We start from the raw sequence: 22,921 nt of genomic DNA, 5'->3' as shown, positions 1-22,921 counted from the left end.
AGGGGTGCCTTTCTTCCGGTGGTACGACGGTCAGCGCAGGACGCTGCCCGCCTCGTGGCCGTCGAGGAGGGCGAGTTCGGCACGACGCGGGAGACCTTCGCAGTCGCCCCGGGTGGAGACCGCGAAGGCGCCCAGGGTGGCCGCGCGACGCAGCCGACCGGTCAGGTCCAAGCCGTCGAACCAGCCCGAGAGGTATCCGGCGGTGAAGGCGTCCCCGGCGCCCACCGTGTCGACGGCGGTCACGCTCACCACACCGACCTGCTCGACACCGTCGACCGTGTACGCTCGGGCCCCGTCGGCGCCGAGCTTGACCAGTACGGTCTCCACGCCGCGCCGCAGCAGCTCGGCCGCCACGGCGGGCTCGTCGGCCCCCGGGTCGCCGACGAGGTCCAGCTCGTCCGCGGAGGCGATGACGGTCGAGGCGTACCCGGCCAGCGGCGTGAGCACCGCCCGCGCGGCCGCGCGGGACCAGAGCCGGGCGCGGTAGTTCACGTCGAGGCAGACCGGGATCCCCGCCGCTTCGGCGGTCTCGGCCGCCCAGCAGGTCGCCTCCCGCGCGGTGTCGGAGAGGGCCGGGGTGATCCCGGTCAGGTGCAGCATCCGCGCCCCGGCGGCGAGCGGGGCGCGCAGGTCGTCGACGCGCAGCGCCGAGCCGGCCGAGCCGGCGCGGTAGTACTGCACCCGGGTCAGGTCGGCGGAGCGCTGCTCCAGGAACATCAGACCGGTCTGCCGCTCGGTGTCCCGGGCCACCCCGTCGACGCCGACGTCCTCGGCACGCAACTGCCGCACGACGTACTCGCCGAACTCGTCGGTGCTGACCCGGCCCACCCAGGCGGCCCGGTGACCCAGCCGGGCCACCCCGATGGCCACGTTGGACTCGGCGCCGGCCAGGTGCATGCTCAGCGGCGCGCCGGTGGCAAGCGGACCGGTGGACCGCATCGACACCATGGCCTCGCCGAAGGTGAGCAGGTCGGGGGTCATGCGTGCGCTCCCTTGACGGCGGTGAGATAGGTGCGGGCCCGCTCGCGCAGCGCGTCCAGGTCGCCGCCGGACGCGGCGTCGCCGACCAGCGGCCCGCCGACGCCGACCGCGATGGCCCCGGCCGCCAGGTAGCCGGGCACGTCGTCGAGGCCGACCCCGCCGACCGCGACGAACGGGATGTCCGGGAACGGGTCGCGCACCGCCTTGAGGTACGCCGGGCCGCCCACCGAGGCCGGGAAGAGCTTGACCGCCGACGCGCCCATCCGCATGGCCGCGTACGCCTCGGTCGGTGTGAACGCCCCGGCCGCGACCGGGATGTCGCGGCGGGCGGCCTCGGCGATCGACTCGACCACGGCGGGCGTGACGACGAACTGCGCCCCGGCGGTGGCCACGTCGGCCACGTCGGCGGCGGTGAGCACGGTGCCCGCGCCGACCAGGGTCCCGGCGGGCGCGACCGCGCGCAGGGCCGTGATGGCCCGGGCGGCGTCCGGCGTCGTGAGGGCGACCTCGACGACCCGTACGCCCTCCTCCAGAAGTGCGGTGCCGGCGGCGATCGCGCCGGAGCTCGACGTGCCGCGGATGACCGCGAGGATGCGGGCGGCGGCGAGTTCGGCAGTGAGGTTGAGCGTCATCTGATTCACCATTCCGCGTAGGAGCCGTCGAGGTGCCGCCAGGTCGGGCTGCGCCAGGCGTGCCCGCGTTTGTCGGCGGTACGCACCGCGTGTTCGTCGATCTCGATGCCGAGGCCGGGCGATCGCAGCCGCTCCACGTACCCGTCGACGAACGTCAGCGGGGTCTTGTCGACGCAGTAGTCGAGCACGTCCGCGCCGAGGTTGTAGTGGATGCCGATGCTCTGTTCCTGGATCAGGTAGTTGGTCGTGGCGAAGCCGACCTGCAGGCACGCGGCGAGCGCGATCGGGCCGAGCGGGCAGTGCGGCGCGAGCTGCACGTCGTACACCTCGGCCAGCGCGGCGATCTTGCGAACCTCGGTGATGCCGCCCGCGTGCGAGAGGTCCGGCTGCGCGACCGCGATGCCGGCCTGGAGCACCGGCAGGAACTCCTGCCGGTTGTAGAGCCGCTCCCCGGTCGAGACCGGCGTGCTGGTGGAGCGGACGAACTCGCCGATCAGGTGCGAGTTCTCCGGAACCACCGGCTCCTCGAGGAAGAACGGCCGGTACGGCTCGAGCAGCGGCGCGACCCGGCGGGCGTTGGCGAGGGTGAACCGGCCGTGGAAGTCGACCGCTACGTCCCGCTCCTCGCCGAGCACCTCGCGTGCGGCGGCGACCCGCCGAACCACACCGTCGAGTTCGGCGACCGAGGCGACCGAACTCATCCGCCCGGACGCGTTCATCTTGACCGCCGTCAGCCCCGAGGCGACGGCCGCGGCGATCTGGTCGCGTACCTCGGCGGGCTCGTCACCGCCGACCCAGCCGTACACCCGGATCCGGTCCCGGACCGGACCGCCGAGCAGTTGGTGCACGGGCGCGCCGAAGTGCTTGCCGGCGATGTCCCACAGTGCCTGGTCGAGGCCGGCGACGGCGCTGGCCAGGATCGGGCCGCCCCGGTAGAAGGATGCCTTGGTGAGCACCTGCCAGTGGTCCTCGATCCGCAGCGCGTCCCGGCCGATCAGCAGCTCGCTGAGCTGCTCGACGGCGGTACGGACGGTCTCCGACCGGCCCTCGCAGGTCGCCTCGCCCCAGCCCACGACGCCAGAGACGGTCTCCACCCGGACGAAGAGCCAGCGCGGCGCGACGAGGAAGGTCTCCACCCGTGCGATCGTCGTCATGACGGACTCAACCCTTCGTGGCGCCGGCGGTCAGGCCGGAGACGACGTACTTCTGCACGAACAGCGCGATCACCATGATCGGCAGGGTGACGACGGTGGCCGCCGCCATCAGGCCACCCCAGTCGATGCTGGCGTACCCGACGAAGTCGAAGATCGCCACCGGGAGCGTCTTCGTGTCCGCGCCGGAGAGCACGAGGGCGAACATGAAGTTGTTCCAGGAGAAGATGAACGAGAGGATGCCCGCGGTGGCGATGCCCGGCACCGACAGCGGCATGGTGATCCGCCGGAACGCCCCGATGTGGGTCAACCCGTCGACGAGGGCCGCCTCTTCCAGTTCGGTCGGCAGCCCGTCGAAGTAGCCCATCATGATGTAGACGATCAGCGGCAGCGACACGAACATGTGGCTCAGGATCAGCACGCTGAACCCGCCGACCATCCGCAGGTTCGAGAAGACGTAGTACCAGGGCACCAGGAGCGAGACGCCCGGGATCACCCGGGCCATGAGCACCACCAACGCCGAGCGGCGCATGTTGAACCGGCTCATCGAGTACGCGGCGGGCACACCGAGGATGAGCGACAGCACGGTCGCGGCGAACGCGACCCACAGGCTGTTGCCGATGAACTGGACGTAGTTCGCCCGCTTCAGGACGTTGGCGTAGTTGTCCAGGGTGGGCGAGAAGGCGAACGCCTTGCCGGTGTCGTAGATGTCGACGTTGGTCTTCAGCGACGCCGTGATCATCCAGAGCAGCGGCGCCAGCAGACCGATCACCACGACGGCGAGGGCCACCGCCCGGAAGATGCGGAACGAGCGGCTCGGTCTCATCGCTGCAGCCCCTTCTTGCGGTAGGTCAGCGCCCACATCACGCCGATGATGATCAGGAAGAAGATGATGAGGACGGTCGACGAGACGCCGTAGTCGTTGTAGTCGAAGCTGAGCCCGTAGGCGTACACGTTCAGGGTCTCCACCTCGTGGAAGGACCCGCCGCCGCGGCCCTTCGTGGCGTAGAGGATGTCGAAGGTCTTCAGCGCGTCGATGCCGCGCAGCAGGATCGCCACGACCACGGTCGGCATGAGCAGCGGCAGGGTTACGTGCCGGAACCGCTGCCAGGTGCTGGCGCCGTCGATCAGCGCCGCCTCCTGTGGCTCGTCGGAGAGCGAGGTGAGCCCGGCCAGCAGGATCAGCACGACCATCGGAGTCCACTGCCAGACGTCGATGAACATCGTCGTCGGCAACGCCGAGTGCTGGCCGGCGAGCCAGGGCTGGGGGCCGATGCCGACCCAACTGAGCACCTGGTTGGCCATGCCGATGTTGGGGTCGAAGATCAGACGCCACATCATGCCGACGGCCACCGGCGTGGCCACCAGCGGCAGCAGGATCGCCACGCGTACCCACCGCTCGCCGCGGAACGGGCGCCACAGCAGCAGGGCGATCGCCATGCCGAGGACGATCTCGAAGAGCAGCACGATGCCGGTGAAGGCGACGGTACGCCAGACCGCCGGCCAGAAGCGGTCGGTGTCGGCGAGCACGTCGAGGTAGTTCTGGAAGCCGATGAACTCGCTCTCGGCGCGTACCGAGCCTTCGGCGTCGGTCAGGCTGAGGTACCCGGTCCAGGCCACCGGGAAGACGATCAGGACGGCGACGAACGCCATCGCGGGTGCCGCGAAGAGCCACTTGCGGTGTGCGTTGGCCCAGCGCGACCAGGCCGACCCGTCCGGAAGCGCCGGGCGGGCCTCGGGTGATCTGGTGTCGGGGGTGGTGACGGTGGACATCGGGGTCTCCGGTTCGCAGGGGCGTGACCGGTACGGTGGCGGGGCACGTCGGCCCCGCCACCGTCACGGTCGGGCTACTTCGCCTCGTCGTCGAGGAACTTCTGGAACGCCTCGTTGGCCGCGTCCGCGGAGGCGGCCGAGTCCTTGCCGGTGATCGCGTCGACGATCGGCTGGCCGACGATCTCGCGCGCCTCGGCGACCTTCACGACCAGCGGACGGTCGTGGCCGACACCGTTGGCGGTGCTGACCGTGGTGGCCTCGGCGAGGTCCTTCGGGTAGGTCGAGGTGGCCTCCGGGTTGGCCCACACCGAGGCCCGGGCGCCGGGAACACCCGCCTTCTGCTGCACCAGCGACTGCTCCTTGCCCGCCGCCCACTGGATGAACTTCCAGGCGTTGTCCTTGTTCTCGGAGGCGTCGTTGACGCCGAGCGCCCACGAGGGGATGTTGTACGGCTTCGAACCGGCCGGGCCGGCCGGGAAGGCCGCGAAGCCGACGGTGTCGGCCACCTTCGACTTGGCCGGGTCGGTGGCGTTCTTGTAGAGCGAGTTCGCCTCGGTGTAGAAGGCGGCCTTGCCCTGGGTGAAGATCGCCATCGCCTCGGACCAGCTCATGTCGGTGCTGATGTTCTCCGGGCCGTGGTCCTTGAGCATCCCGCCGTAGTAGGCGTACGCCTGCTTGGCCTGCTCGGTGTTGACCGAGGACTTGCCGCCGGCGTCGACGAAGTCGCCGCCGAAGCTGTAGAGGAAGCTGGAGAACTGGGTGACGGCGGCCGCCTTGCCGGTGCGGGCCACGAAGCCGGCCACGCCCGGGTTGTCGGCCTCGACCTTCGTGGCCTGCGCCTTGAGTTCGTCGAGGGTCTTCGGCGGGGCGTTGAAGCCGGACTTCTCCAGCAGGTCCTTGCGGTAGTAGAGGACCTCCTGCTCGGTGATGATCGGTACGCCGACCACCTTGTCCTCGTAGGTGGTGGCCTGCACCGGGCCGGGCTGGAAGTCGCCGAACTCGAAGGCGGAGTCCGACTTGGTCCGGTCGGTCAGGTCGGCGAGGTACTTGTTCTTGGCGAACAGCTTCCCCTCCTGCAGGGGCCGGTACATCATCACGTCGATGTCGCCGGAGCCGGCGTTCAGCTTGACGTTGTACTGGTCGGAGAGCTGATCCTCGCCGAGCTGGGTGACCTCCACCTTGAGACCGGACTGCTTCTCGAACTCCGGCAGAGCCTTCTTGAGGTTCTCCGTCCACACGTGATTCACCAGGGTGATCCGCAGCGTGTCGGAGCCTTCGCCGCTGTCCCCGCCGCCACAGGCGGCCACACCCATCGCGACGACCACGGCCAGAGAAGTGCCGAGTATCGATCTACGTCGCACGCTTGTCTCTCCTTCTGTCGCGGCCATCGCCTCGAGGAGGCGCTACCTCGCTCTTTACATCTGCTTAACGTCGGGATGCTAAGCGCAAAAAGCAGACTTATTCAAGGTGTTGATCTAACTGATATGATCAGTGGCGTGGAAGCGTCCGCCTCACGGGCCCCCGTCAGCGCCGCCCCTGCCGAGACCGGACTGCACGCGCGCGTCCTCGAACACCTCGGCACCGCCATCTGCGGCCGCGAGCTGACACCCGGATCGATTCTCAACATCGACGAGCTGGTCGACCGGTACGCAGTGTCGCGTTCGGTCATCCGCGAGGTGCTGCGCGTGCTGGCCTCGATGGGCTTCATCGAGACACGCCGCCGGGTGGGCGTACTGATCCGTCCGGCCGGCTCCTGGAACGTCTTCGACCCGCAGGTCATCCGGTGGCGACTCGCCTCGGCCGGCCGGATGGCCCAGCTCAGGTCGATCACCGAGCTGCGCACCGCGGTCGAGCCGCACGCCGCCCTGCTGGCCGCCACCCGGGCGAGTCACGAGGAGGCGAGCGACCTCATCGGGCTGGCCGCGAAGATGTGGGCCGCGGGTAAGGCCGGCGACGAGGAGCGCTTCCTGAGCCTGGACATCGAGTTCCACCGCCGGGTGCTGCATGCCTCCGGAAACGAGATGTTCCTGCGCTTGCAGGACCTGATCGCGGAGGTGCTCACCGGTCGGCACAAGCACCACCTCATGCCGCACCACCCGCACGAGCAGGCCCTCCAACTGCACGCCGAGGTCGCCCAGGCCATCCAGCGGCACGACGGCGAGCGCGCCCGCAGAGCCATGGTGCAGCTGATGGAGCAGGCGTTCGACGAGATGAAGTCGCTGTGGGAGCAGGCCGCTGACCCCGGGCCTGCGGAAACCAGCCGGAGGTAGGGCTCGACGCCGCCGGCGACCGCGGCGTCGGGACGCTCAGTGCGGCATCCGCAGCCCCGCCCCGATCGCGCCCCGCTGGTCCACCAGCCCGGCGATCCGCCGGAGGACCGCGGTGTAGCGGGCGCGAAGCAGGGCCGGCGATCCGGGATCGGCCGCGGCGGCGGTCACGTCGACCACCCGGGCCAGCGGCCGGTACTCCATCCAGGTCGGCAACACGTCCACCCCGGTGACCGTCCAGCGGCCCGCGGCGGTACGGGTGAATGTGAACTCCGGTACGACCGCGTCCTGCGAACGCTCCTCCGAGCCGTCGTCGAACCGCGTGATGAGGTTCCCCATGCCGTAGGCGACCCACTTGTCGCCCACCTTCTCGAACGGCTGCACAACGTGCACGTGGTGACCGACGATCAGGTCGATGTCGGGCGAGGCCAGCAGGTCGTGGGCCAGGTCCACCTGGTCGGCGGTCGGCTCGTGCTGGTACTCGGTGCCCCAGTGCATCGACAGGATGACGATCTCCGCGCCGGCTTCCCGGGCCCGCCGGGCCTCGGCCCGGATGGCGTCGGCGTCGATCAGGTTGGCCGCCCACGGCCGGCCCGCCGGCAGCGGGATGTCGTTGAAGCTCAACGTGTACGACAGATGCCCGATCTTGACGCCCTTGACGTCCAGCACGTTGGGCCGGCGGGCCTCCGCCGCGGTGCGGGCCGTGCCGGTGTGCCGCAGACCCACCCGGTCCAGGTTGTCCAGCGTACGGGCGATGCCCTCGACCCCGGTGTCGAGCGAGTGGTTGGAGGCGGTGGAACAGGTGTCGAAGCCGGCCGAGGCGGCGGCGTCGGCCAACTGCGGCGGGACGCTGAAGTTCGGCCAGCCGGTGAAGGGGCCGCCCGGATCGGCGAGCGGTGTCTCCAGGTGACAGATGGCGAGGTCGGCGGCGCTCACCCGGGGACGCACCGCCGCCAGGATCTGGGTGAAGTCGTACCCGTCGCGCCCTGCCCGGCGCGCGTCGGCGGCCGCCTGCTCGCTGAGCGCGGGGTGCACGAGCAGGTCACCGGCCGCCACCACGGTGAGCGTGGTCGGTGGCGCGGCGCTGGTGGGCTGGACGGACGGGGTCACCGGTCGGACGAAGGACTCCGGCTCGGGCGCCTCGCAGCCCGCCGTCAGAACGGCAGCCAGTATCGCCGCTACGGCGGGCAACTTCCTCATGACAGCCCATGATGCCGGTCGCGCCCGCCTCTGCGGCGGGAACGGCGAAACTCCAAACCACCTGCCCGATCGCCTCGACCGGGCAGGGCGGCGACGCGGTGACATCGGCCGAACGGACGAGTGCGGACGAGCCGCTCACCACTTGATCTCCAAGGCGTTACATGTTAATATGTCCGTTTGGGACTGTTAACGTGGCGGGGCCTTCGTGCTCCTGCCCGTCGTGGTCCGGAGCGCCCTCGTCCGCTGCCTCGTGCGGCGCGCTCCGGAAAGGACCCGACATGCACGACACTTCGCCCGCCAGCCTCGACGACCGCGTCCGCGCCTTCCTCACCACCTTCTCCGGGGGCACCGACCCGGCCGCGGCCGGCGACACCTTCACCGATCCGTTCCTGCTGGCCGACCGCACGGGCGCCCGGCCGGTCCCGCGCGCGGCCTTCCTCGCCGCACTGCCCGGACGGGAGCAAGCGTTCCGCGACGCGGGCCTCGGCACGCCGGTCCTGGCCGGCATCGACTGCCAACGGCTCGACGAGACCTACGTGCTGGCCCGCGGTGACTGGGACGCCCCGCGCAGCCAGGACGGCGAGCCGGTACGGCTGGCGTCGTCGTTCCTGCTCCACGACGACGGCAACGCCTTCCGCGTCGTGCTCTACCTCACCCACCAGGGCCTGCCGACGGCGTGACCGCGGCGCCCGCATGCGGCGGCACGGCCGCGGGAAATACGGCGTCGTCGGCGTACGGCGACCGGATTTCGCCCACCGTCGCGCGACGTCGCAGGCGCGCCGGGAATCATCGAACCGGCACGGCCACCTGTAGCAGCGTGGGCGTGCGACCCGCGACCAGGTAGCCCCGCCCGGGCGGGGCGGTGAAGTACTGGTCCGGATCCAGGGGGACGTTGTGGGCCAGCGCCGTCGCACGGTCCTCCGGTGTGAGCAGCAGGCGGTGACCGGTCGTGAGCGCGGTGTTGATCAATCGAGCGGACGGTCCGGGGAACCCGGTCAGCACCGGCCGGGCGTCCGCGGTCAGGACGAGGGCGCGCCCACCCCGGGCCGTCGGCTGGGCGACCTCCTCGACGAGGGTGGGTGTGCTGGTGAACCCCTGCTCGCTGGCGAGCACCGCGAGTTGGTCGACGTCGTCGACGATCACCACGTAGCGGGTGTCGCCGAAGCTCGCGGCCACCTCACGCAGCTCACTGTCCTTGATGGCCGTTCCGGTCAACACCCGTACCCCCGGGTCCTCGGGCAGCAGCAGCGGCAGGGGTGATCGCGGCGGCGCGACGACGAGTACGCCGATGTCGTGCCGCCGCAGGCCGTGTGCGACGACGGCCGCGGCCGTGCTGCGCCCGGCTCCGGCCGGCCCGGAGACCAACAGCAGGTGCGCCCCGGCATCGAAGAGGTCGACACCGACGGCGGCGTGCTCGTCGGCGCCGATCCCGAGCGGAACCCAGCCGCGGCTCGGGATCGGGTCCGGCCCGGCCAGCTCGGCGAGCACGATCCGGCCGGGCAGGCCCGGGAACCGTCGCGGGAGCCGGGCCGGCTCGACGTCCCGGGCCGCCGCCCGCACCTCGGCGACGAGCCGGGCGGCCGAGCGATCGGGCCGGCAGACCTGCACCTGCCGCCCGGTCGCCGCGTCGATGGCACGCCCGGGCAACGGAGGCGGGCTCGGCATCGCCGACGTGAGGTGCGCCCGTCGGGTGTCCTCGTTGGGGAAGGGCAGGAGCAGTCGGCGGTTGTAGAGGCTCGGCAACCTGTGGTTGAGCATGTCCTGGCCACCGATGGCGATCACGTGCACGCCGAGCGGCGCCCCGGCGGTGATGACCCCACGCAGCATCGTGAGCAACGAGGTCTCCACGAATTGCGGATCGCTGTGGTCCTCGAAGTGCTCCCAGCCGTCGATGATCACGACGACGTACGGCGGCGGCGTCGCTCCCGGAGCCGGGCTGGTCGCCCCTCGGGCGCGTACCTCCTGATGCAACCAGGTGACGAGGCGGCGGATCCGGTCGGCGTCCGCCGGAGTGAACGCGCCGCCGCAGTGCGGCAGGTCCGCATAGTCGGCGAGGCCACCGGGCTGGCGCTCGACGAGGTAGAGGTGCACCTCGTCCGGCCCGAAGCGGGCGACGAGGCCGGTGACCAGGGACCGGGCGAATGTCGTACGACCGGACTGCGCGCCGCCAGCGACCAGGAGCCGGTCCGCCGCCGCGAGATCGAAGTGCTCGGCCGGTTGCGCCTGGGTCCCCGGCTCGTCCGCAAGCGCGATCGCGACGCCGGTGGCGGGAGGACCCTCGGTTTGATGGTGCGGCAGGTCGTCGAGCGCCAGCAGCGGCGGCAGCGGAGGAAGCAGCGGCCGGAAGGGGGCTGTCAGACCGGCGATCCGGGCGGCTTCCTCCACGGCCGCGATCGCCAGCTCCTGATCCTTCGCGGTCGCACGGGACGGGACCGGATCGGGCGGCCTCGGCGCACCGAGGCCGGCCCAGTCCAGCGTACGGACGGTGGCCGCGACAGCGCCGGTGGGTGGCGGGTCGCCGAGGTAGCCGGACTGGAACTCCTGCGGCACCCGGGTCTCGGCGGTGGTGCAGAAGATCATTCCCCGGCCGCGCAGCGCGCCCGGAATCCTGGCGGCGTCCGGGACACCGAGCACCTCGGCCGAGTCCGACGCCTCGTTCTGCCGCAGACTGATCCGCAGCGAGACGTTGTTCTTCAGCTCCGGCGACAGCTTGCCCTGCAACGACTGGGTGGCCAGCACCAGGTGCATGCCGAGGGAGCGTCCCTTGGCCGCGACGTTCACCAGTTCCCGGACGAAGTCGGGCACGGTGTCGAGCACCCGTGCGAACTCGTCGAAGATCAACACGAGGCGGGGCAGCGGTGGCAGCTCCATCCCCGAACGCCGCGTCTGCCAGTACCGGTCGATCTCGCCGTCGTAACGGGCCAGCAGCGCCTCTCGGCGGCTCACCTCCGCCCGGATCGACGCCAGCACGCGCGCCGCGGCGGCGGCGTCGAACACGTCGGCGACCGTCTCGCCCGTGGAACGGATGAGCGCCACGACGTGCGGGCACCCCTCGAACGGCAGGAACGCGCTGCCGCCCTTGAAATCCACGAGCACCATGTTGAGTTCGTCGGGCCGGTTGCCGAGCAGCAGCGCGGTGACGAGGCTCTGCAACAGAACACTCTTGCCGGCACCGGTGGCACCGCCGAGAATCGTGTGCGGCCCCTGCTCTGCCAGGTCGACGTGGACCGGCCCCCGGGCGTCCACACCCAACCGGACCCGGGTTCGCGGCCCCCGTCCCGCACCCCAGAGCGTGAGTACGTCCTCCCCCGTCGGTACGCGCAGACCGAACAGGTCGAGCAGCCGTACCCGGTTGGGAATGGCGTGCTGGGTGCCGGCCAGCGCGGCCCGGTCCCGCATCGGAGCCAGCGCACGGGCAAGCCGTTCCGCGGTGGGCATGTCCAGCCCCTCCCGGCGACCCTTGATCGGCGGATCGCCTTGGCCACGGGTGAGCTTCATCGAGCGCGGATCGACCTCACACACGTCTCGGCACTCGTTCATACCGTGCCGGTCGGCGCAGATCACGTAGACCCCGACCGCCGGGCCGTCACGCAGCACCTCGTGCATTCCGGGCAGTTCGCGCAGGGCGAGCGCGCCGTCCAGGACGACCACCACCTCCGCGCCGTACGGGCCGGCGGACGTCTTTTCGGCGCGGCGGGCCGCGATCGTCCGCCGGAGCTCCTCCACCCGGGTGGCGCGGGTCTGCGTGGTGTTGCCTATCAGGCACGGCACGAGGGCGGCGTCACCGGCGTCGACGTGGGGCAGCCACCGGACCCAGCCCAGCCGGTCGGCGTCCCCGGTGGTGATCAGCACCAGGCGCAGGTCGTCGGGTCCCCGCAGGGTGGCCAGCTGGATCACCAACCAGCGCAAGGTGTCGTCGACGGCCTCCTCGGGCCCGACCACGCCGAACACACCGGTGTCCCGCAGGTCCACGGTCACCGGCGCGGCGTGCATCGTCGGTTGCTCGAAACCCGGCCACGGGTCCCCGCGCAGCGTGACGGCGGCCGGCTGATCGGCGGTGCCGACGCGCAGCGTCAGACCGTGTGGTGCGTCCGACCGCCGCGTCCACAGGTCCCCTCGCTCACCGGACGCCGCCGCGACGACCTCCGCCGGGCCGGGTGCGAGCAGTCGGCGGGCGGCTGTCTCGGCCTTCACCTGCGCGGCGATGCGGTCCTCGATCGCCCGCTGAGCGGCGGCGAAGGCCTCCTTCTGTTCGTTGCTCTGCTTCTCCTCCGACGAACTGACGACCAGGTAGCCGACGATGGCCGCGACCGCGCCGAGCCACGCGAGCGGGTGCTGGGTGATCGACGCGGCCACCACGGCCGCCCCTGCCCCGAGCAGGACCATCGTGGCCGACCTTCGGACGGCCGGCTGCCGCGCCGGGAAGGTCACCTCGAGGTCGGGCACCACCGGCGCCACGGTGAAGGCGCGGTCGAAGTCGAGTCGCCCGTCGGGGGCGCGGGTGACCCGTAGGCTGTCCGGCGGGATCCGCTTCCAGTGCAGCTCGTTCGCGCCGATCCCGAGCACGCTTCGTGGGGCCAGCCGGGCCGTCCCGGTGATCCGAGCCCCGTCCACGAAGGTTCCGTTGCTGGACCCGGCATCGGTCACCTCGGCGCGGCCGTCCTGGTGGATCGTCAGCTCGGCGTGGGCACGCCGAGAGACGTCCGGATCGCGAAGCGGCACTGCGACCGTGGAGTTTCGTGCGACGACGTGCCGGCCCGGGCGTAGGGCGACGGTGAGACCACGGTCCGGGCCGTGCACGACTTCCAGCAGCCCGGCGGCACCGGCGTCGACGAGGCGACCGACCGGACCGGGACCGCCGACGCTGATGACCGAGCCCGGCATCAGTGGACTCTCCGCGAGGGTTGCCCGAGGGTCCAATCGCTGGGTGCCCACGAAGCATGACCGGCCGTCGAGCGCCACCGGCAGAGCCGACAACAGTGATCCGAGGTCGCTGTCCGGTGCCGCGGTGACCTCGACGTCGTCACGCTGCCCGGTCGCGACGTCCCGCACCGTCAGGCGGAGGATCATGCCCCGCCCTCCTGCTCGAACGCCCAGAGCCGGAGCCCCTTCTCGCCGGCGCAGGCGATGCTCCGTCCGTCGGGGTTCAGGGCGACGTCATCGCATCCGGGACCGCTGAGCGGGAACAAGCCGGTTGCGACGGCCTGCACCAGGTGACCGTCACTGACGCGCCACACCCGGATGCCGCTCTCGGCCGCGGTGGCGAAGAGGTCCCCGGCCCCGAAGGCGTTCGCGTCGATGCTGTCGTTGTTGCCGCGGAGCGTGACCAGGATCTGATCCGACCTGGCGTCGCGGATGAGGACGGAGTGGTCCGGCTGGACGTTCGCCAGCGGTGCGAACGTGCCGGACGGGCGGGTTGTGGCGCCGTTGCTCGTCTGCCAGAACCGCCGCGTGCCGGTCCTCTGGTCGAGGCCGAGGAGGACGCGGTTGTCCGCACTGAATCGGATGCTGTCGACAGCCATGTCCTCGGTGTCGATCGATATCAGCTTGGCGGGGTTGTTGAGGCGCCACAGCCCGACGTTCCCGAGCTCGTCGCGTGCCGCGACCGCCGTGCCGTCCGGGCTGAACTGGACGCTTTTGATCTCAAAGTTGCCGGTCTCACGGATGCTGAGAGTGGCCATTCTGCGTTGCGCGGCCACGTTCCACAGCTTGATGTTCCCCGAATCGTCGCCACTGACCAGGATCTTCCCGTCAGGGCTGAAGGCGAGCGAGGTGACATCGTACTGTTCGCCGAGCAGCACGTCGGCCCTGCGGGTCGCCAGATTCCAGATCGTGATCACGCCGGGGGTGGCGCCGGCGAGGGCAGTGCCATCGGGCGTGTAGGCCACCGCCGAGGTCGCGTCCTTGGAGAGGGCGTAGGCGTCCTTGAGCTCGTACCGGTAGTAGTGGGTGCCCCCGATCAGGCCGAGGATGAGCAGCAGACAGAAGACCAGAGCGCCCCGGCGTGGCCGATGTCGGACAGCCCGGGAAGGCTCGTCGGCCGCGGACTCGACCCGGACATGGTCGGGCGCCACGGCGAGGATGGCGGCCCTCACGTCGTCGGGAGAAGCACGCAGGTCCCCCACCGTCCATACCAGGCCGCCTCCCGGGCGCACCCGTAGGAACCCTTTGAACTGCCGTGCCGTCTCGGCGCTGGGCCAGTCCGCGCTGGCCAGCCCGACCGCGATAACACTCCGATCGGTGGATCCGGCAGCAGGGGCGACGACGACGTCGCCGACGTCTTTCCAGCGCAACTCCACCTGGCCGTCCGTCCGCCCCGCCGGGAGCCGCCCGATGGCGAAGACCAGCGTCTCCTCGCGGAAGTGCAGCAGGCCCGACGGGGAGGAGTGGACATTGAGCACCACGACCACGAAAGCCAACAGCGCGGCCCCAATGGCCATCACCGGATGCACACCCAACGTCTCGTGCAGCAACAGCCAGCTCGCCCAGCCGCAGGGCAGCGGCAGGATCACGCGGAGGATCAGGTTCGTACGACGGATCCCGGGCGGCGTGGAAACCGGGAAGCCGGCATCCGCATCGGAGGACGCGGGCATGCGACGTTGCCGGGGTACGGGGCGACGACCGGCTGAGTCGTGGACCCGGGTCCGATGTTGTTCCCACTCCTCGCCCTCGGGCGTCGCGGTGGCCGGCACCGGCGGACGCGGTGGCTCCTGCGCCGTCACGGTGCCGCCGACGAGTACCACACGTGCCTGCTGGAGTGTCGTCCGCCGGTCGGGGTCCCGCTGCAACAGCGCGGTTATCGCCGTGGCCAACGGCGGGTCGCAGCTCACCTCCGGCAGTTCCTCGTAGAGGACCGCGTGGATCGTCGCCGCGGTGGACGCTCGCTCGAACGGAGCCCGACCGGTGACGGCCTGCAGCAGCGTGACCCCGACCGACCACAGATCCGACGCCGGTCCCGGCTCCCCACCGTGGAACAACTCCGGGGCGAGATAGCCGCCGGAGCCCATGATTCCACTCTTGGTCATCCGCTCCTCGCCGACGCCCTGCGCGACGCCGAAGTCGACCAGCTTCACGTCGTCGCCGCCGAGCAGCATGATGTTGCTGGGTTTGATGTCACGGTGGACCACACCGATGGCATGCGCCGCGGCCAGCGCGTCCAGGATCCGGACCGCGATCGCGCAGACCCGGGCCGCCGGTATGGCTCCGTCCGCCGCGAGGACGTCGGCGAGGTTCGGTGCGTCCACCAGCTCCGAGACGATGTAGACCGCGTCGTCTGCGGCGCTGGGGGGCACCACGTCGTGAATGGTGACGACCGCCGGGTGGTGGATGCGCCCGGCGGTCCGTGCCTCACGTAGCGCCCGTTTCCCGGACACGACGCGTTCCGCGGGCGACAGGCCAGGACCGGGGCGGATCTCCTTGACAGCGACGTCCCGGCCGATGAGCTCGTCGGTCGCCCGCCAGACCGTGCCCATCCCACCCCGGCCGAGCAGACCGGAGAGCCGGTAGCGCCCCGCCACCAGCCGCTGCGAGGCCGGGGACTCCTGCACACCCACTCCTTGCCGTTCACCCTTAGAGTCACTTTGGACAGTACCGGGACACGACCGGTTGCACGGTCCCCGATTCGGCGACGGATCGCCCGGGCTGCCGCGCTCGCGACGGCCGGGGAGGTGGCGAACCATGGCGGACCGTTTCAGCCTCGACCCCGAGGGAGTCCGGCGGCTGTCCCAGGAACTGACCAGCCTCAGATCCGAGACGACAGGGTCGGCGCTACGCCCCGATGCCGCCGGCATCGCCGGTTCCTCCGCCGTGGAGGAGGCGGTGCGCCGATTCGGAGAAGCCACGGCGCGATCGCACCAGGAGTTCGACGACTCGCTGGAGCTGCTCGCCCGGTGGCTCAAGGACGTCGCCGCCGGGCAGCACTCGATCGACAAGATGCTGACCCGGCACCTGTCTCGGGATTCGATCAGGACGAGGAGTGAGAAGTGACGGATGTGAACGTCGGCTACGACGGCCTGCAGCGAGCGGCGTCGCAGTTGCGGTCCGGGCAGACCGAGATGACTCAGCGCCTCCATGCCCTCAAGTCGATGATCGACCAGTTGGTCGGCAGCGAGTTCCGGACCCAGCTCGCCTCAGGCCGGTTCCAGGACTCGTACCAGCAGTGGTCGACGGGTGCGCAAAACATGATCGACGGCCTCGAGGGCATGTCGACGTTCCTCAACGACGTGGTTCGGGAGTACCAGGACCTGGACAACCGACTCGCCGGCGGGCTCGGCTGACCCCGCCGGATGGAGAACTGGTCGGTCCTGGATCGGACCAGCGACCCGGCACCCGGGTCACCCGAACAGGTCCGGGCGCTCGCGGAGCGGCTGCGGCAGCAGGCCGAACTGGCCCGCCGACGGGGTGACCGGCTCCGCGGGGTGATAGCCGACCGGGCGCGGCTGCGGCTCTGGGGCGACTACGCGGAGCTGCTCGACGGGCGGCTCGATCCGTTGCCGAAAGAGGCCGCCTTGTTGGGTGCCGCGTACGGCGCCTGCGCGACGGCTCTGCTCGTCTACGCCCAGGAGCTGGATCAGCTCCGGATCGCGTCCCGGGCCGCCCTCCAGCGCGGGATTCAGGCCCACGAACAGTATGTGAGCCTGCTGCGGGCCTATGCACAGCATGCGCCGGTGCCTGCGGGCGTCGGCGGCCAGGTCTGGCGGGGCCTCGACGAGGCCGTTGCCTTCCGGCAGTGTCAGGCTCTTCAGGAGCCGTTACGGCAATACCTCCTGGGACTCGGTCGCAGCGCGGGCATGTGTGAGTTCGAGCGGAAGATGGCCCGCCACACGGCGGCGCAGATCGAGTACCGCCACCGGGACGCCGCGAACCGGTGCGCCCGGGCGGTTCTCGCCGCGGCCCCTCGGCCCCTCGGCAGCTCGGTGGGTTCCGCCGGTCAACCGCCCGGCGCGAGCGGCCCGAGCCAGCAGGTGCTCGATCGGCTACGCGGCGCGCTGCGCGGCGATCGGGAAGCGCTGGCCGCCTTCGACACGGTGGTCGAGTGGATCGGCGCCGAGGGCGCGGCGAAGCGCCTGGAGAAGATGCACGCGGCCGGTCGGCTCCGGGAACGCACTCTCCAACTCGCCACGAGCTTCAAGGACAGGGCGGCGCCGACCGGGGAGCGACGCGACAACGTCGACGTCTGGCTCAGGAATGCGGACACCGTCGGCCGGAAGATCGACGAACTCGAGCGGCGGTTCCCGAACGCCGACATCGACGGGCTGAAGAAGGACTTCCGGGAACTGCGCCGGGACCTGGACCAGATGGCTCGGGACGGCAGCAGGTACGACGAGAAGCGGGGCGGGCGCGTACTGACCATGGAGTGGGAGGTGGACGTGGCGCTCGCGCACCCGGACGTCCGGGCGGTGTCGATCTACGTCAAGGGCAACGGGGAGACCAGGCGCGAGATCGACATCGTCGGTTTCCGCGACGGACGATTCGAGTGGATCGACGCCAAGCGAGAGCCGCTGATCCAACTGAACGACGTGGAGAAGCACTGGGAGCAGCTACGGGGGCAGATGCGCGCGGCCGAGAACCCGGACCCCAGGTGGCCGGTCTTCGACAATCCACGCATCATCCTCTATCCCCGCAACGGAACAACCACTGAGGCGGCGGAGGAGTTGCAGAGTCGGGTCGGCCCGGGCGGACACCGGCCGACGGTGCTCGGGCCATGGATCGAGGGAGGCGACCGATGACCGAGTGGCGCGACGCCACCGCGTTCTTCCTCACCCCGGGTGCGGACGACGACGAGCAATGGCTGCGGGGCCTGTCGAGTCGTATCGACCTTCGTTCGGAGGGGCTCATCTTCGACGAGCACTCGTCGATGTTGAACTGCGAGTGGGCGGGGCTCGACTGTCGGGCACAGCTGATCAACGGTCCGGCCGGAAAGACCCTGGTCATAAGCTACTTCGCCCGCGATTTCCGTGAGCATGTCGCCGCCGGGTCCGAGCGCTGGCGCGACTTCTGCCGGCTCTTCGCGCGGGCCTGCCTCGAACTCGACCCCGCCGTCGCGGTAGCTCTCGGAACCATCTCCGACGACGTTCTCTCCGACGTCCGCGACTTCGACTCGCTGGTCGCCGAGGGCGACGCCGCCGGACTTCAAGACAGGTGGCACGCGTTGCTGTACCTGTCGCCCGCGCTGGCACAGCCGGCGGAACTCTCCCCGGCCGCGGCGCCACTCGCTCGCCTGCTGCCCAACGGAGGGCGTATCAGCTGGGACTGGAGGTACGACGACTTCCCGGAGTGATCGCCGCCGTCCCGGCTACCGGCCGAACGCGGCGGCGAGTTCGTCGTCGAAGGTGGCGATCGGGTGGCCGCCCGCGTCATAGGCGACCAGACGGCCGTGCACCATGGTCGCGGACCGGAACGAGAACACCCGAGGCCCCGGGTAGGGCGACAGCAACGGAATGACGCGCGGTGCGCCGCCCGGGGCCGAGTGGTACTCCAGTCGCGCCACCTCCGCCGAAACCACCCCGTTCACCCGCACCTTCGTCTTCTCGGTCCGGGTGCCGAAGGTGACCGGACCGCCCCTGTCGTAGGACGTGCATTCGACGGCGCTTCGGCAGACGAAGAAGTAGCGCGGGTTCGCCACGTCGTCGAGCGCGTACGCCTTGAAGGTCGGGTCCGCGCCCGCCGGCAGCGGCTGCACGGCGAAGAACGCCACGGCCGTCGCGGCCGCGACCCCGGTACGCAGCCAGGCCCGGCCGGTGCTCCGCGAGCGTCTCGTCCGGACCGCGACGACCGCCACCCCTCCGAAACCGGTGAGGCAGAGCGCCACGACGCCGAGCGCGCGGGCGTTCTCGAACAGGAACTGCACCCCGGGCCGCATCGAGACGGCGCTCAGCGCAGCGCCCAGCGACACCACCATCGTGGTCAGCAGCGCGACGCCGGCCACCCGGCGGGCCACTCCCGTGGTCCCGATCAGCAGCATCGCGGCCAGCACCGGCCAGACCTGGTGATGCGTCCAGGACACCGGTGACGCGGCCACGGTGGCGCAGCCGACGAGCACCGCGGCGTGCCCCGGCCACCCCTGCGCCGAGAGTTGGCGGGCGCGCAGCAGCGCCACCGCGCAGACGACAGCCACCAGACCGGCCCAGACCAGCGGCAGGGACCCCGGGTCGACCCCGAGCCGCAGCAGCATCCCGTGCAGCGACTGGTTGCCCAGTGAGGCGAGGTTGCCGATCCGGCTGGTCTCCAGCACCGTTCCGGCCCAGTAGGTCCAGCTCTCCCGCGGCAGGACGGCGGCCGCGAGCCCGGCGCAGGCCAGGAACGTGGCCGCCGCGCGGGCCGCGTCTCGGTAGCGCCCGGTGGCCAGGTAGTAGACCACGAACAGCAGCGGGGTGAGCTTGATCGCCGACGCCACCCCGACGAGCACTCCCCGCAGGCGCGGTGGAACGACCTCCATGCCGTCGAGCAGCGCCAGCAGCACGACGAAGATGCTGACCTGCCCGAACCGCAGGTTGCTCTGCACCGGCGCGGAGAGCATCAGCGCGAGCGCCACGACGGCCACCGCCACGTGCCGCCGCGACCGCCCGCGCGCCAACACCCTGCCCACGGGCACCGCGACGGCGACGACTGCCGCGCAGGTCGCCAGCAGCCACCCGGCCTGCACCACCGCCTCGGGCACGAGCGTGATCGGCCAGAGCACCAGGGCCGCGAACGGCGGATAGGTGAAGGGGCCGCCGTTCTCCGCGACGTACCCGTACAGCGGGCGCCCGGCGCGCAGGTCGAGCAGCGCCCCGTAGTAGATGTGCAGATCGGAGAGTCGATCCTCGCGCCGCAGGACGAGCGCGGCGGAGACCAGCGCGACGGCGGCGAACGCCGACCACAGCAGTGTCACTCGTCGATCCCGCACGGCTGCCAGCATACGGTTCCGTGCCGTGACGTACGGCCCCGGGCGCAGCCGCCGTCGCCGCCTTCTTCAACGGCCGCGCGCAGGCCGCGGTCCCGGCGTACGTGGACGCCGCGCCGGGCACCGGCGCGGTCCGCGTCAGGGGGCCAGGAGGACGACGTGCAGGTTCCGCGGGCCGTGCACTCCCTCGACCCGGTTGAGTTCGATGTCGCTGGTGGCGGAGGGACCGCTGATCCAGGTCAACGGGCGCCGCGGGTCGAGCCGGGCCACGGCGTCCGGCACTCCCGCGACCACCTGCTCGGCACGCAGCACGCAGAGGTGTACGTCGGGCAGGAGCGTGATGACCCGCCGGCCCTGGTCGGGAGCGCCGTCCAGGACGATCGTGCCGGTCTCGGCGACGGCCACGGCCGCTGCGGTGACCACCCCGTCGGTGGCGGCGATCTGTGCGGTGGTGAGGTCGTCGTCGGTCACCGCGGTGACCGAGGGGGGCAGCCACCGCCGGGGCAGCGCCGGCGGGACCACGATCCGCCGGCCGCCGAGGACGGTGTCGACGACCCTCGGCACCTCCGGCTCGGCGCACCGGTGCACGGTGGCCCGGTAGTCGGTGAGCCGCTCCACCAGCAGGTCGAGATCGACGGCGGCTCCGGCCGGCCGGTAGTCGCGCGGCACCTCGGCCGGTCCGGGCGGCTGGGCGCCCCGGGCGGCCCGCAGCCGGGCGAGGACCTCCTCCCGGCCGCTCACCGCTGCGCCCACCATTCGCGGAACGTCCGCGGTGGCGGCTGCGGCAGGTCACGGCCGATCGTCCAGCCGGACAGCGGTGGGGGCAGCCCGCGGCCACGGCGGCCGGCGAGACGGCTGAGCCGGGCCGCCCGCTGCGCCGCCGCGTAGAGCGCCGGCCGATCCATGACGTACGCGGCGGCGGCCATCGCCGCGGCCTCGGCCCTCGGGTGGGGCGCCTGGTCACGCAGGTGCACCAGCAGCTCCGGAATGTTGATCTTCACGGGGCAGGCGTCGTAGCAGGCGCCGCAGAGCGTCGAGGCGTACGGCAGGGAGGCGTTGTCCTCCACTCCGGTGAGCTGCGGCGACAGCACGGCACCGATCGGACCCGGATAGACCGACCCGTACGCGTGCCCGCCGGCCCGTTCGTAGACCGGGCAGACGTTGAGGCAGGCGGAGCAGCGGATGCAGTGCAACGCCTGCCGGCCCACCTCGTCGGCCAGCACGGCGCTGCGCCCGTTGTCGAGCAGGACCAGGTGGAACGCCTGCGGGCCGTCACCGGGCGTCACGCCGGTCCACATCGACGTGTAGGGGTTCATCCGCTCCCCCGTGGACGCGCGGGGCAGCAGTTGCAGGAAGACCTCCAGGTCCCGCCACTTCGGCACGACCTTCTCGACGCCCATAACGGTGATCAGCGTCTCGGGCAGGGTGAGGCACATCCGCCCGTTGCCCTCGGACTCGACGACGGCGAGGGTGCCGGTCTCGGCCACGGCGAAGTTGACCCCGGAGACGGCGACCCGCGTGGCCAGGAACGTCTCGCGCAGGAAACGGCGCGCGGCGGCGGCGAGCGCGGGCGGGTCGTCGCTGAGCGACGGGTCGACGCCCGGCATGGCGCGCAGGAAGATCTCACGGATCTCGGCCCGGTTCCGGTGGATCGCCGGGACCAGGATGTGGCTCGGCCGGTCCTCGCCGAGTTGCACGATCAGCTCGGCGAGGTCGGTCTCCACCGGCGCGATGCCGGCCGCCTCGAGCGCCTCGTTGAGGCCGATCTCCTGGGTCGCCATCGACTTGACCTTGATGACCCGGTCGCTGCCGGTAGCGGCGACCAGCTCGGTGACTATCCGGTTCGCCTCCACCGCGTCGGCCGCCCAGTGCACGGTGCCGCCGGCCGTGGTGACCGCCGCCTCGAGCTGTTCGAGCAGCTCCGGCAGGCGGGCCAGCACGTCCGCCTTGATCGCCGAGCCGGCCGCGCGCAGCGCCTGCCAGTCCGGCAGCTCACCGATGACCGCGCCGGACTTCGCGCGGATGGTGGTGGTGGCGTGCCCCAGGTTGCGACGCAGCTGCGGGTCGGCGAGGCCACGCCGGGCGGCGGCCGGGAAGGGCTCCTCGCCGCGCAGGTGACCGACTCCGCGGGGCGCGGTGGCCGGCATGCCGAGGAAGGTACGGCTCATGCCCGCGCCGCCGTACGGGCGGTCCGGCCGGTGGTGCCGTCACGCTCGGTCGCGGCGAGGATCTCCGCCAGATGCACCGTGCGTACGCCGGTGCGCAGCCGGGACAGCCCGCCGCCGATGTGCATGAGGCAGGAGGCGTCACCGGCCGTGCAGACGTCGGCGCCGGTGGACAGGACGTGGCGCAGCTTGTCCGCGAGCATCGCGGTGGAGGTGTCGGCGTTCTTCACGGCGAAGGTGCCGCCGAAGCCGCAGCACTGCTCGGCCTGCGGCAGCTCGACGAGGTCGAGGCCACGCACCTCCCGCAGCAGCCGCAGCGGCCGGTCCCCCACGCGCAGCATCCGCAGCGAGTGGCACGTCGGATGGTACGTCACCCGGTGCGGGTAGTAGGCGCCCACATCGGTCACCCCGAGCACGTCCACGAGGAACTCCGACAGCTCGTAGGTGTGTCCCGCCACCGCCTCGGCGCGCTCGGCCAGCCGCTCGTCACCGGCCCGGCGGGCGACCGTGGCGTGCTGGTGCCGTACCGAGCCGACACACGAACCGGACGGGGCGACCACCACGTCGTACGACTCGAAGGTGCGCACGTGCCGGCGTACCAGCGGCAGGGCCTGCGCCGAGTAGCCGGTGTTGACGTGCATCTGCCCGCAGCACGTCTGCTCGGGCGGGAAGACCACCTGGTGGCCGAGCCGTTCCAGCAGCCGCACGGTCGCCTCGGCCGCGGCCGGGAAGAGCGTGTCCGCCAGGCACGTCACGAAGAGCGCGATCCGCATCGTCACCCGCCTCTCGGGTACTGGCCGGGCCGGCGCGCACCGGCCGCGGCTATTCGATCAGCTCGGCCACCTTCACGCAACGGTCGGGCCGGCCG

At 71.4% G+C, this 22,921-nt stretch carries 19 protein-coding genes; 6 read left to right on the top strand and 13 right to left on the bottom strand.

Annotated features, from left to right (window positions below):
• Positions 1-30: 30 nt before the first annotated feature.
• The 6 genes from ABZS42_RS19220 to ABZS42_RS19195 all read right to left on the bottom strand — a co-directional run bounded on the left by ABZS42_RS19220 (position 31) and on the right by ABZS42_RS19195 (position 5,898).
• On the bottom strand, positions 31-981 hold the full coding sequence (locus ABZS42_RS19220) for a sugar kinase (protein WP_355147029.1): 951 nt from the start codon (positions 979-981) through the stop codon (positions 31-33).
• The gene (locus ABZS42_RS19215) at positions 978-1,613 is read right to left on the bottom strand and encodes a bifunctional 4-hydroxy-2-oxoglutarate aldolase/2-dehydro-3-deoxy-phosphogluconate aldolase (RefSeq protein WP_355147027.1); all 636 of its coding nucleotides are present in this window, start codon (positions 1,611-1,613) and stop codon (positions 978-980) included. The genes ABZS42_RS19220 and ABZS42_RS19215 overlap by 4 nt, the downstream gene beginning before the upstream one ends.
• Before the next feature lie 5 nt (positions 1,614-1,618).
• The gene (gene dgoD, locus ABZS42_RS19210; RefSeq protein WP_355147025.1) at positions 1,619-2,767 is read right to left on the bottom strand and encodes a galactonate dehydratase; all 1,149 of its coding nucleotides are present in this window, start codon (positions 2,765-2,767) and stop codon (positions 1,619-1,621) included.
• A gap of 7 nt (positions 2,768-2,774) precedes the next feature.
• Positions 2,775-3,590 carry a carbohydrate ABC transporter permease gene (locus ABZS42_RS19205; RefSeq protein WP_355147023.1) on the bottom strand — a complete coding sequence of 272 codons (816 nt, stop codon included), beginning with the start codon at positions 3,588-3,590 and terminating at the stop codon, positions 2,775-2,777.
• The gene (locus ABZS42_RS19200) at positions 3,587-4,537 is read right to left on the bottom strand and encodes a sugar ABC transporter permease (RefSeq protein WP_355147021.1); all 951 of its coding nucleotides are present in this window, start codon (positions 4,535-4,537) and stop codon (positions 3,587-3,589) included. The genes ABZS42_RS19205 and ABZS42_RS19200 overlap by 4 nt, the downstream gene beginning before the upstream one ends.
• A 74-nt stretch (positions 4,538-4,611) precedes the next feature.
• Positions 4,612-5,898 carry a sugar ABC transporter substrate-binding protein gene (locus ABZS42_RS19195; protein WP_355147019.1) on the bottom strand — a complete coding sequence of 429 codons (1,287 nt, stop codon included), beginning with the start codon at positions 5,896-5,898 and terminating at the stop codon, positions 4,612-4,614.
• Positions 5,899-6,033: 135 nt separating this feature from the next.
• Here ABZS42_RS19195 and ABZS42_RS19190 point away from each other — a divergent pair, with 135 nt between their 5' ends.
• Positions 6,034-6,807 (top strand): FCD domain-containing protein, encoded by a 774-nt coding sequence (locus ABZS42_RS19190; RefSeq protein WP_355147017.1) that lies wholly within the window; start codon positions 6,034-6,036, stop codon positions 6,805-6,807.
• A gap of 36 nt (positions 6,808-6,843) precedes the next feature.
• On the opposite strand, the gene ABZS42_RS19185 is transcribed toward ABZS42_RS19190, so the two are convergent.
• On the bottom strand, positions 6,844-8,004 hold the full coding sequence (locus ABZS42_RS19185) for a CapA family protein (protein ID WP_355147015.1): 1,161 nt from the start codon (positions 8,002-8,004) through the stop codon (positions 6,844-6,846).
• 278 nt (positions 8,005-8,282) lie between these two features.
• Here ABZS42_RS19185 and ABZS42_RS19180 point away from each other — a divergent pair, with 278 nt between their 5' ends.
• A complete protein-coding gene (locus ABZS42_RS19180) occupies positions 8,283-8,684 on the top strand; it encodes a hypothetical protein (protein ID WP_355147013.1) in 402 nt (133 codons plus the stop codon).
• 106 nt (positions 8,685-8,790) lie between these two features.
• Here ABZS42_RS19180 and ABZS42_RS19175 read toward each other — a convergent pair whose 3' ends face one another.
• Both ABZS42_RS19175 and ABZS42_RS19170 read right to left on the bottom strand, forming a co-directional pair.
• Complete coding sequence (locus ABZS42_RS19175; protein ID WP_355147011.1) at positions 8,791-13,074, bottom strand: FtsK/SpoIIIE domain-containing protein; 4,284 nt, start codon at positions 13,072-13,074, stop codon at positions 8,791-8,793.
• A complete protein-coding gene (locus tag ABZS42_RS19170; protein ID WP_355147009.1) occupies positions 13,071-15,551 on the bottom strand; it encodes a serine/threonine-protein kinase in 2,481 nt (826 codons plus the stop codon). The genes ABZS42_RS19175 and ABZS42_RS19170 overlap by 4 nt, the downstream gene beginning before the upstream one ends.
• 130 nt (positions 15,552-15,681) lie before the next feature.
• Here ABZS42_RS19170 and ABZS42_RS19165 point away from each other — a divergent pair, with 130 nt between their 5' ends.
• Genes ABZS42_RS19165 through ABZS42_RS19150 form a run of 4 tightly spaced genes read left to right on the top strand, consistent with a single transcriptional unit; the run spans position 15,682 to position 18,283 of the window.
• Complete coding sequence (locus ABZS42_RS19165) at positions 15,682-15,990, top strand: hypothetical protein (protein WP_355147007.1); 309 nt, start codon at positions 15,682-15,684, stop codon at positions 15,988-15,990.
• Complete coding sequence (locus tag ABZS42_RS19160; RefSeq protein ID WP_355147006.1) at positions 15,987-16,280, top strand: WXG100 family type VII secretion target; 294 nt, start codon at positions 15,987-15,989, stop codon at positions 16,278-16,280. The genes ABZS42_RS19165 and ABZS42_RS19160 overlap by 4 nt, the downstream gene beginning before the upstream one ends.
• Before the next feature lie 9 nt (positions 16,281-16,289).
• Entirely contained in the window at positions 16,290-17,732 is a 1,443-nt protein-coding gene (locus ABZS42_RS19155) for a hypothetical protein (protein ID WP_355147004.1), read from the top strand.
• Positions 17,729-18,283 carry a hypothetical protein gene (locus tag ABZS42_RS19150; protein WP_355147002.1) on the top strand — a complete coding sequence of 185 codons (555 nt, stop codon included), beginning with the start codon at positions 17,729-17,731 and terminating at the stop codon, positions 18,281-18,283. Before ABZS42_RS19155 ends, ABZS42_RS19150 begins: the two co-directional genes overlap by 4 nt.
• Before the next feature lie 15 nt (positions 18,284-18,298).
• On the opposite strand, the gene ABZS42_RS19145 is transcribed toward ABZS42_RS19150, so the two are convergent.
• The 4 genes from ABZS42_RS19145 to ABZS42_RS19130 all read right to left on the bottom strand — a co-directional run bounded on the left by ABZS42_RS19145 (position 18,299) and on the right by ABZS42_RS19130 (position 22,826).
• Positions 18,299-19,891 (bottom strand): glycosyltransferase 87 family protein, encoded by a 1,593-nt coding sequence (locus ABZS42_RS19145; protein ID WP_355147000.1) that lies wholly within the window; start codon positions 19,889-19,891, stop codon positions 18,299-18,301.
• Between the two features lie 135 nt (positions 19,892-20,026).
• Positions 20,027-20,629: an LUD domain-containing protein gene (locus ABZS42_RS19140; RefSeq protein WP_355146998.1), complete on the bottom strand. Its 603-nt coding sequence runs from the start codon at positions 20,627-20,629 to the stop codon at positions 20,027-20,029.
• Complete coding sequence (locus ABZS42_RS19135; RefSeq protein WP_355146996.1) at positions 20,626-22,056, bottom strand: lactate utilization protein B; 1,431 nt, start codon at positions 22,054-22,056, stop codon at positions 20,626-20,628. The genes ABZS42_RS19140 and ABZS42_RS19135 overlap by 4 nt, the downstream gene beginning before the upstream one ends.
• Positions 22,053-22,826: a (Fe-S)-binding protein gene (locus ABZS42_RS19130; protein WP_355147090.1), complete on the bottom strand. Its 774-nt coding sequence runs from the start codon at positions 22,824-22,826 to the stop codon at positions 22,053-22,055. Before ABZS42_RS19130 ends, ABZS42_RS19135 begins: the two co-directional genes overlap by 4 nt.
• Between the last annotated feature and the right edge of the window lie 95 nt (positions 22,827-22,921).

The organism is Micromonospora sp. NPDC005367 (assembly GCF_040606825.1).
Taxonomy (GTDB): domain Bacteria; phylum Actinomycetota; class Actinomycetes; order Mycobacteriales; family Micromonosporaceae; genus Micromonospora.
Note: the sequence above shows the minus strand (reverse complement) of the source record. Positions and strands in the feature narration are given on the sequence as shown.

Coding starts and splice junctions, on each gene's coding strand:
- ABZS42_RS19220 (WP_355147029.1), bottom strand. CDS start 981: ATGACCCCCGACCTGCTCACCTTCGGCGAGGCCATGGTGTCGATGCGG.
- ABZS42_RS19215 (WP_355147027.1), bottom strand. CDS start 1,613: ATGACGCTCAACCTCACTGCCGAACTCGCCGCCGCCCGCATCCTCGCG.
- dgoD (WP_355147025.1), bottom strand. CDS start 2,767: ATGACGACGATCGCACGGGTGGAGACCTTCCTCGTCGCGCCGCGCTGG.
- ABZS42_RS19205 (WP_355147023.1), bottom strand. CDS start 3,590: ATGAGACCGAGCCGCTCGTTCCGCATCTTCCGGGCGGTGGCCCTCGCC.
- ABZS42_RS19200 (WP_355147021.1), bottom strand. CDS start 4,537: ATGTCCACCGTCACCACCCCCGACACCAGATCACCCGAGGCCCGCCCG.
- ABZS42_RS19185 (WP_355147015.1), bottom strand. CDS start 8,004: ATGAGGAAGTTGCCCGCCGTAGCGGCGATACTGGCTGCCGTTCTGACG.
- ABZS42_RS19180 (WP_355147013.1), top strand. CDS start 8,283: ATGCACGACACTTCGCCCGCCAGCCTCGACGACCGCGTCCGCGCCTTC.
- ABZS42_RS19175 (WP_355147011.1), bottom strand. CDS start 13,074: ATGATCCTCCGCCTGACGGTGCGGGACGTCGCGACCGGGCAGCGTGAC.
- ABZS42_RS19165 (WP_355147007.1), top strand. CDS start 15,682: ATGGCGGACCGTTTCAGCCTCGACCCCGAGGGAGTCCGGCGGCTGTCC.
- ABZS42_RS19155 (WP_355147004.1), top strand. CDS start 16,290: ATGGAGAACTGGTCGGTCCTGGATCGGACCAGCGACCCGGCACCCGGG.
- ABZS42_RS19150 (WP_355147002.1), top strand. CDS start 17,729: ATGACCGAGTGGCGCGACGCCACCGCGTTCTTCCTCACCCCGGGTGCG.
- ABZS42_RS19135 (WP_355146996.1), bottom strand. CDS start 22,056: ATGAGCCGTACCTTCCTCGGCATGCCGGCCACCGCGCCCCGCGGAGTC.
- ABZS42_RS19130 (WP_355147090.1), bottom strand. CDS start 22,826: ATGCGGATCGCGCTCTTCGTGACGTGCCTGGCGGACACGCTCTTCCCG.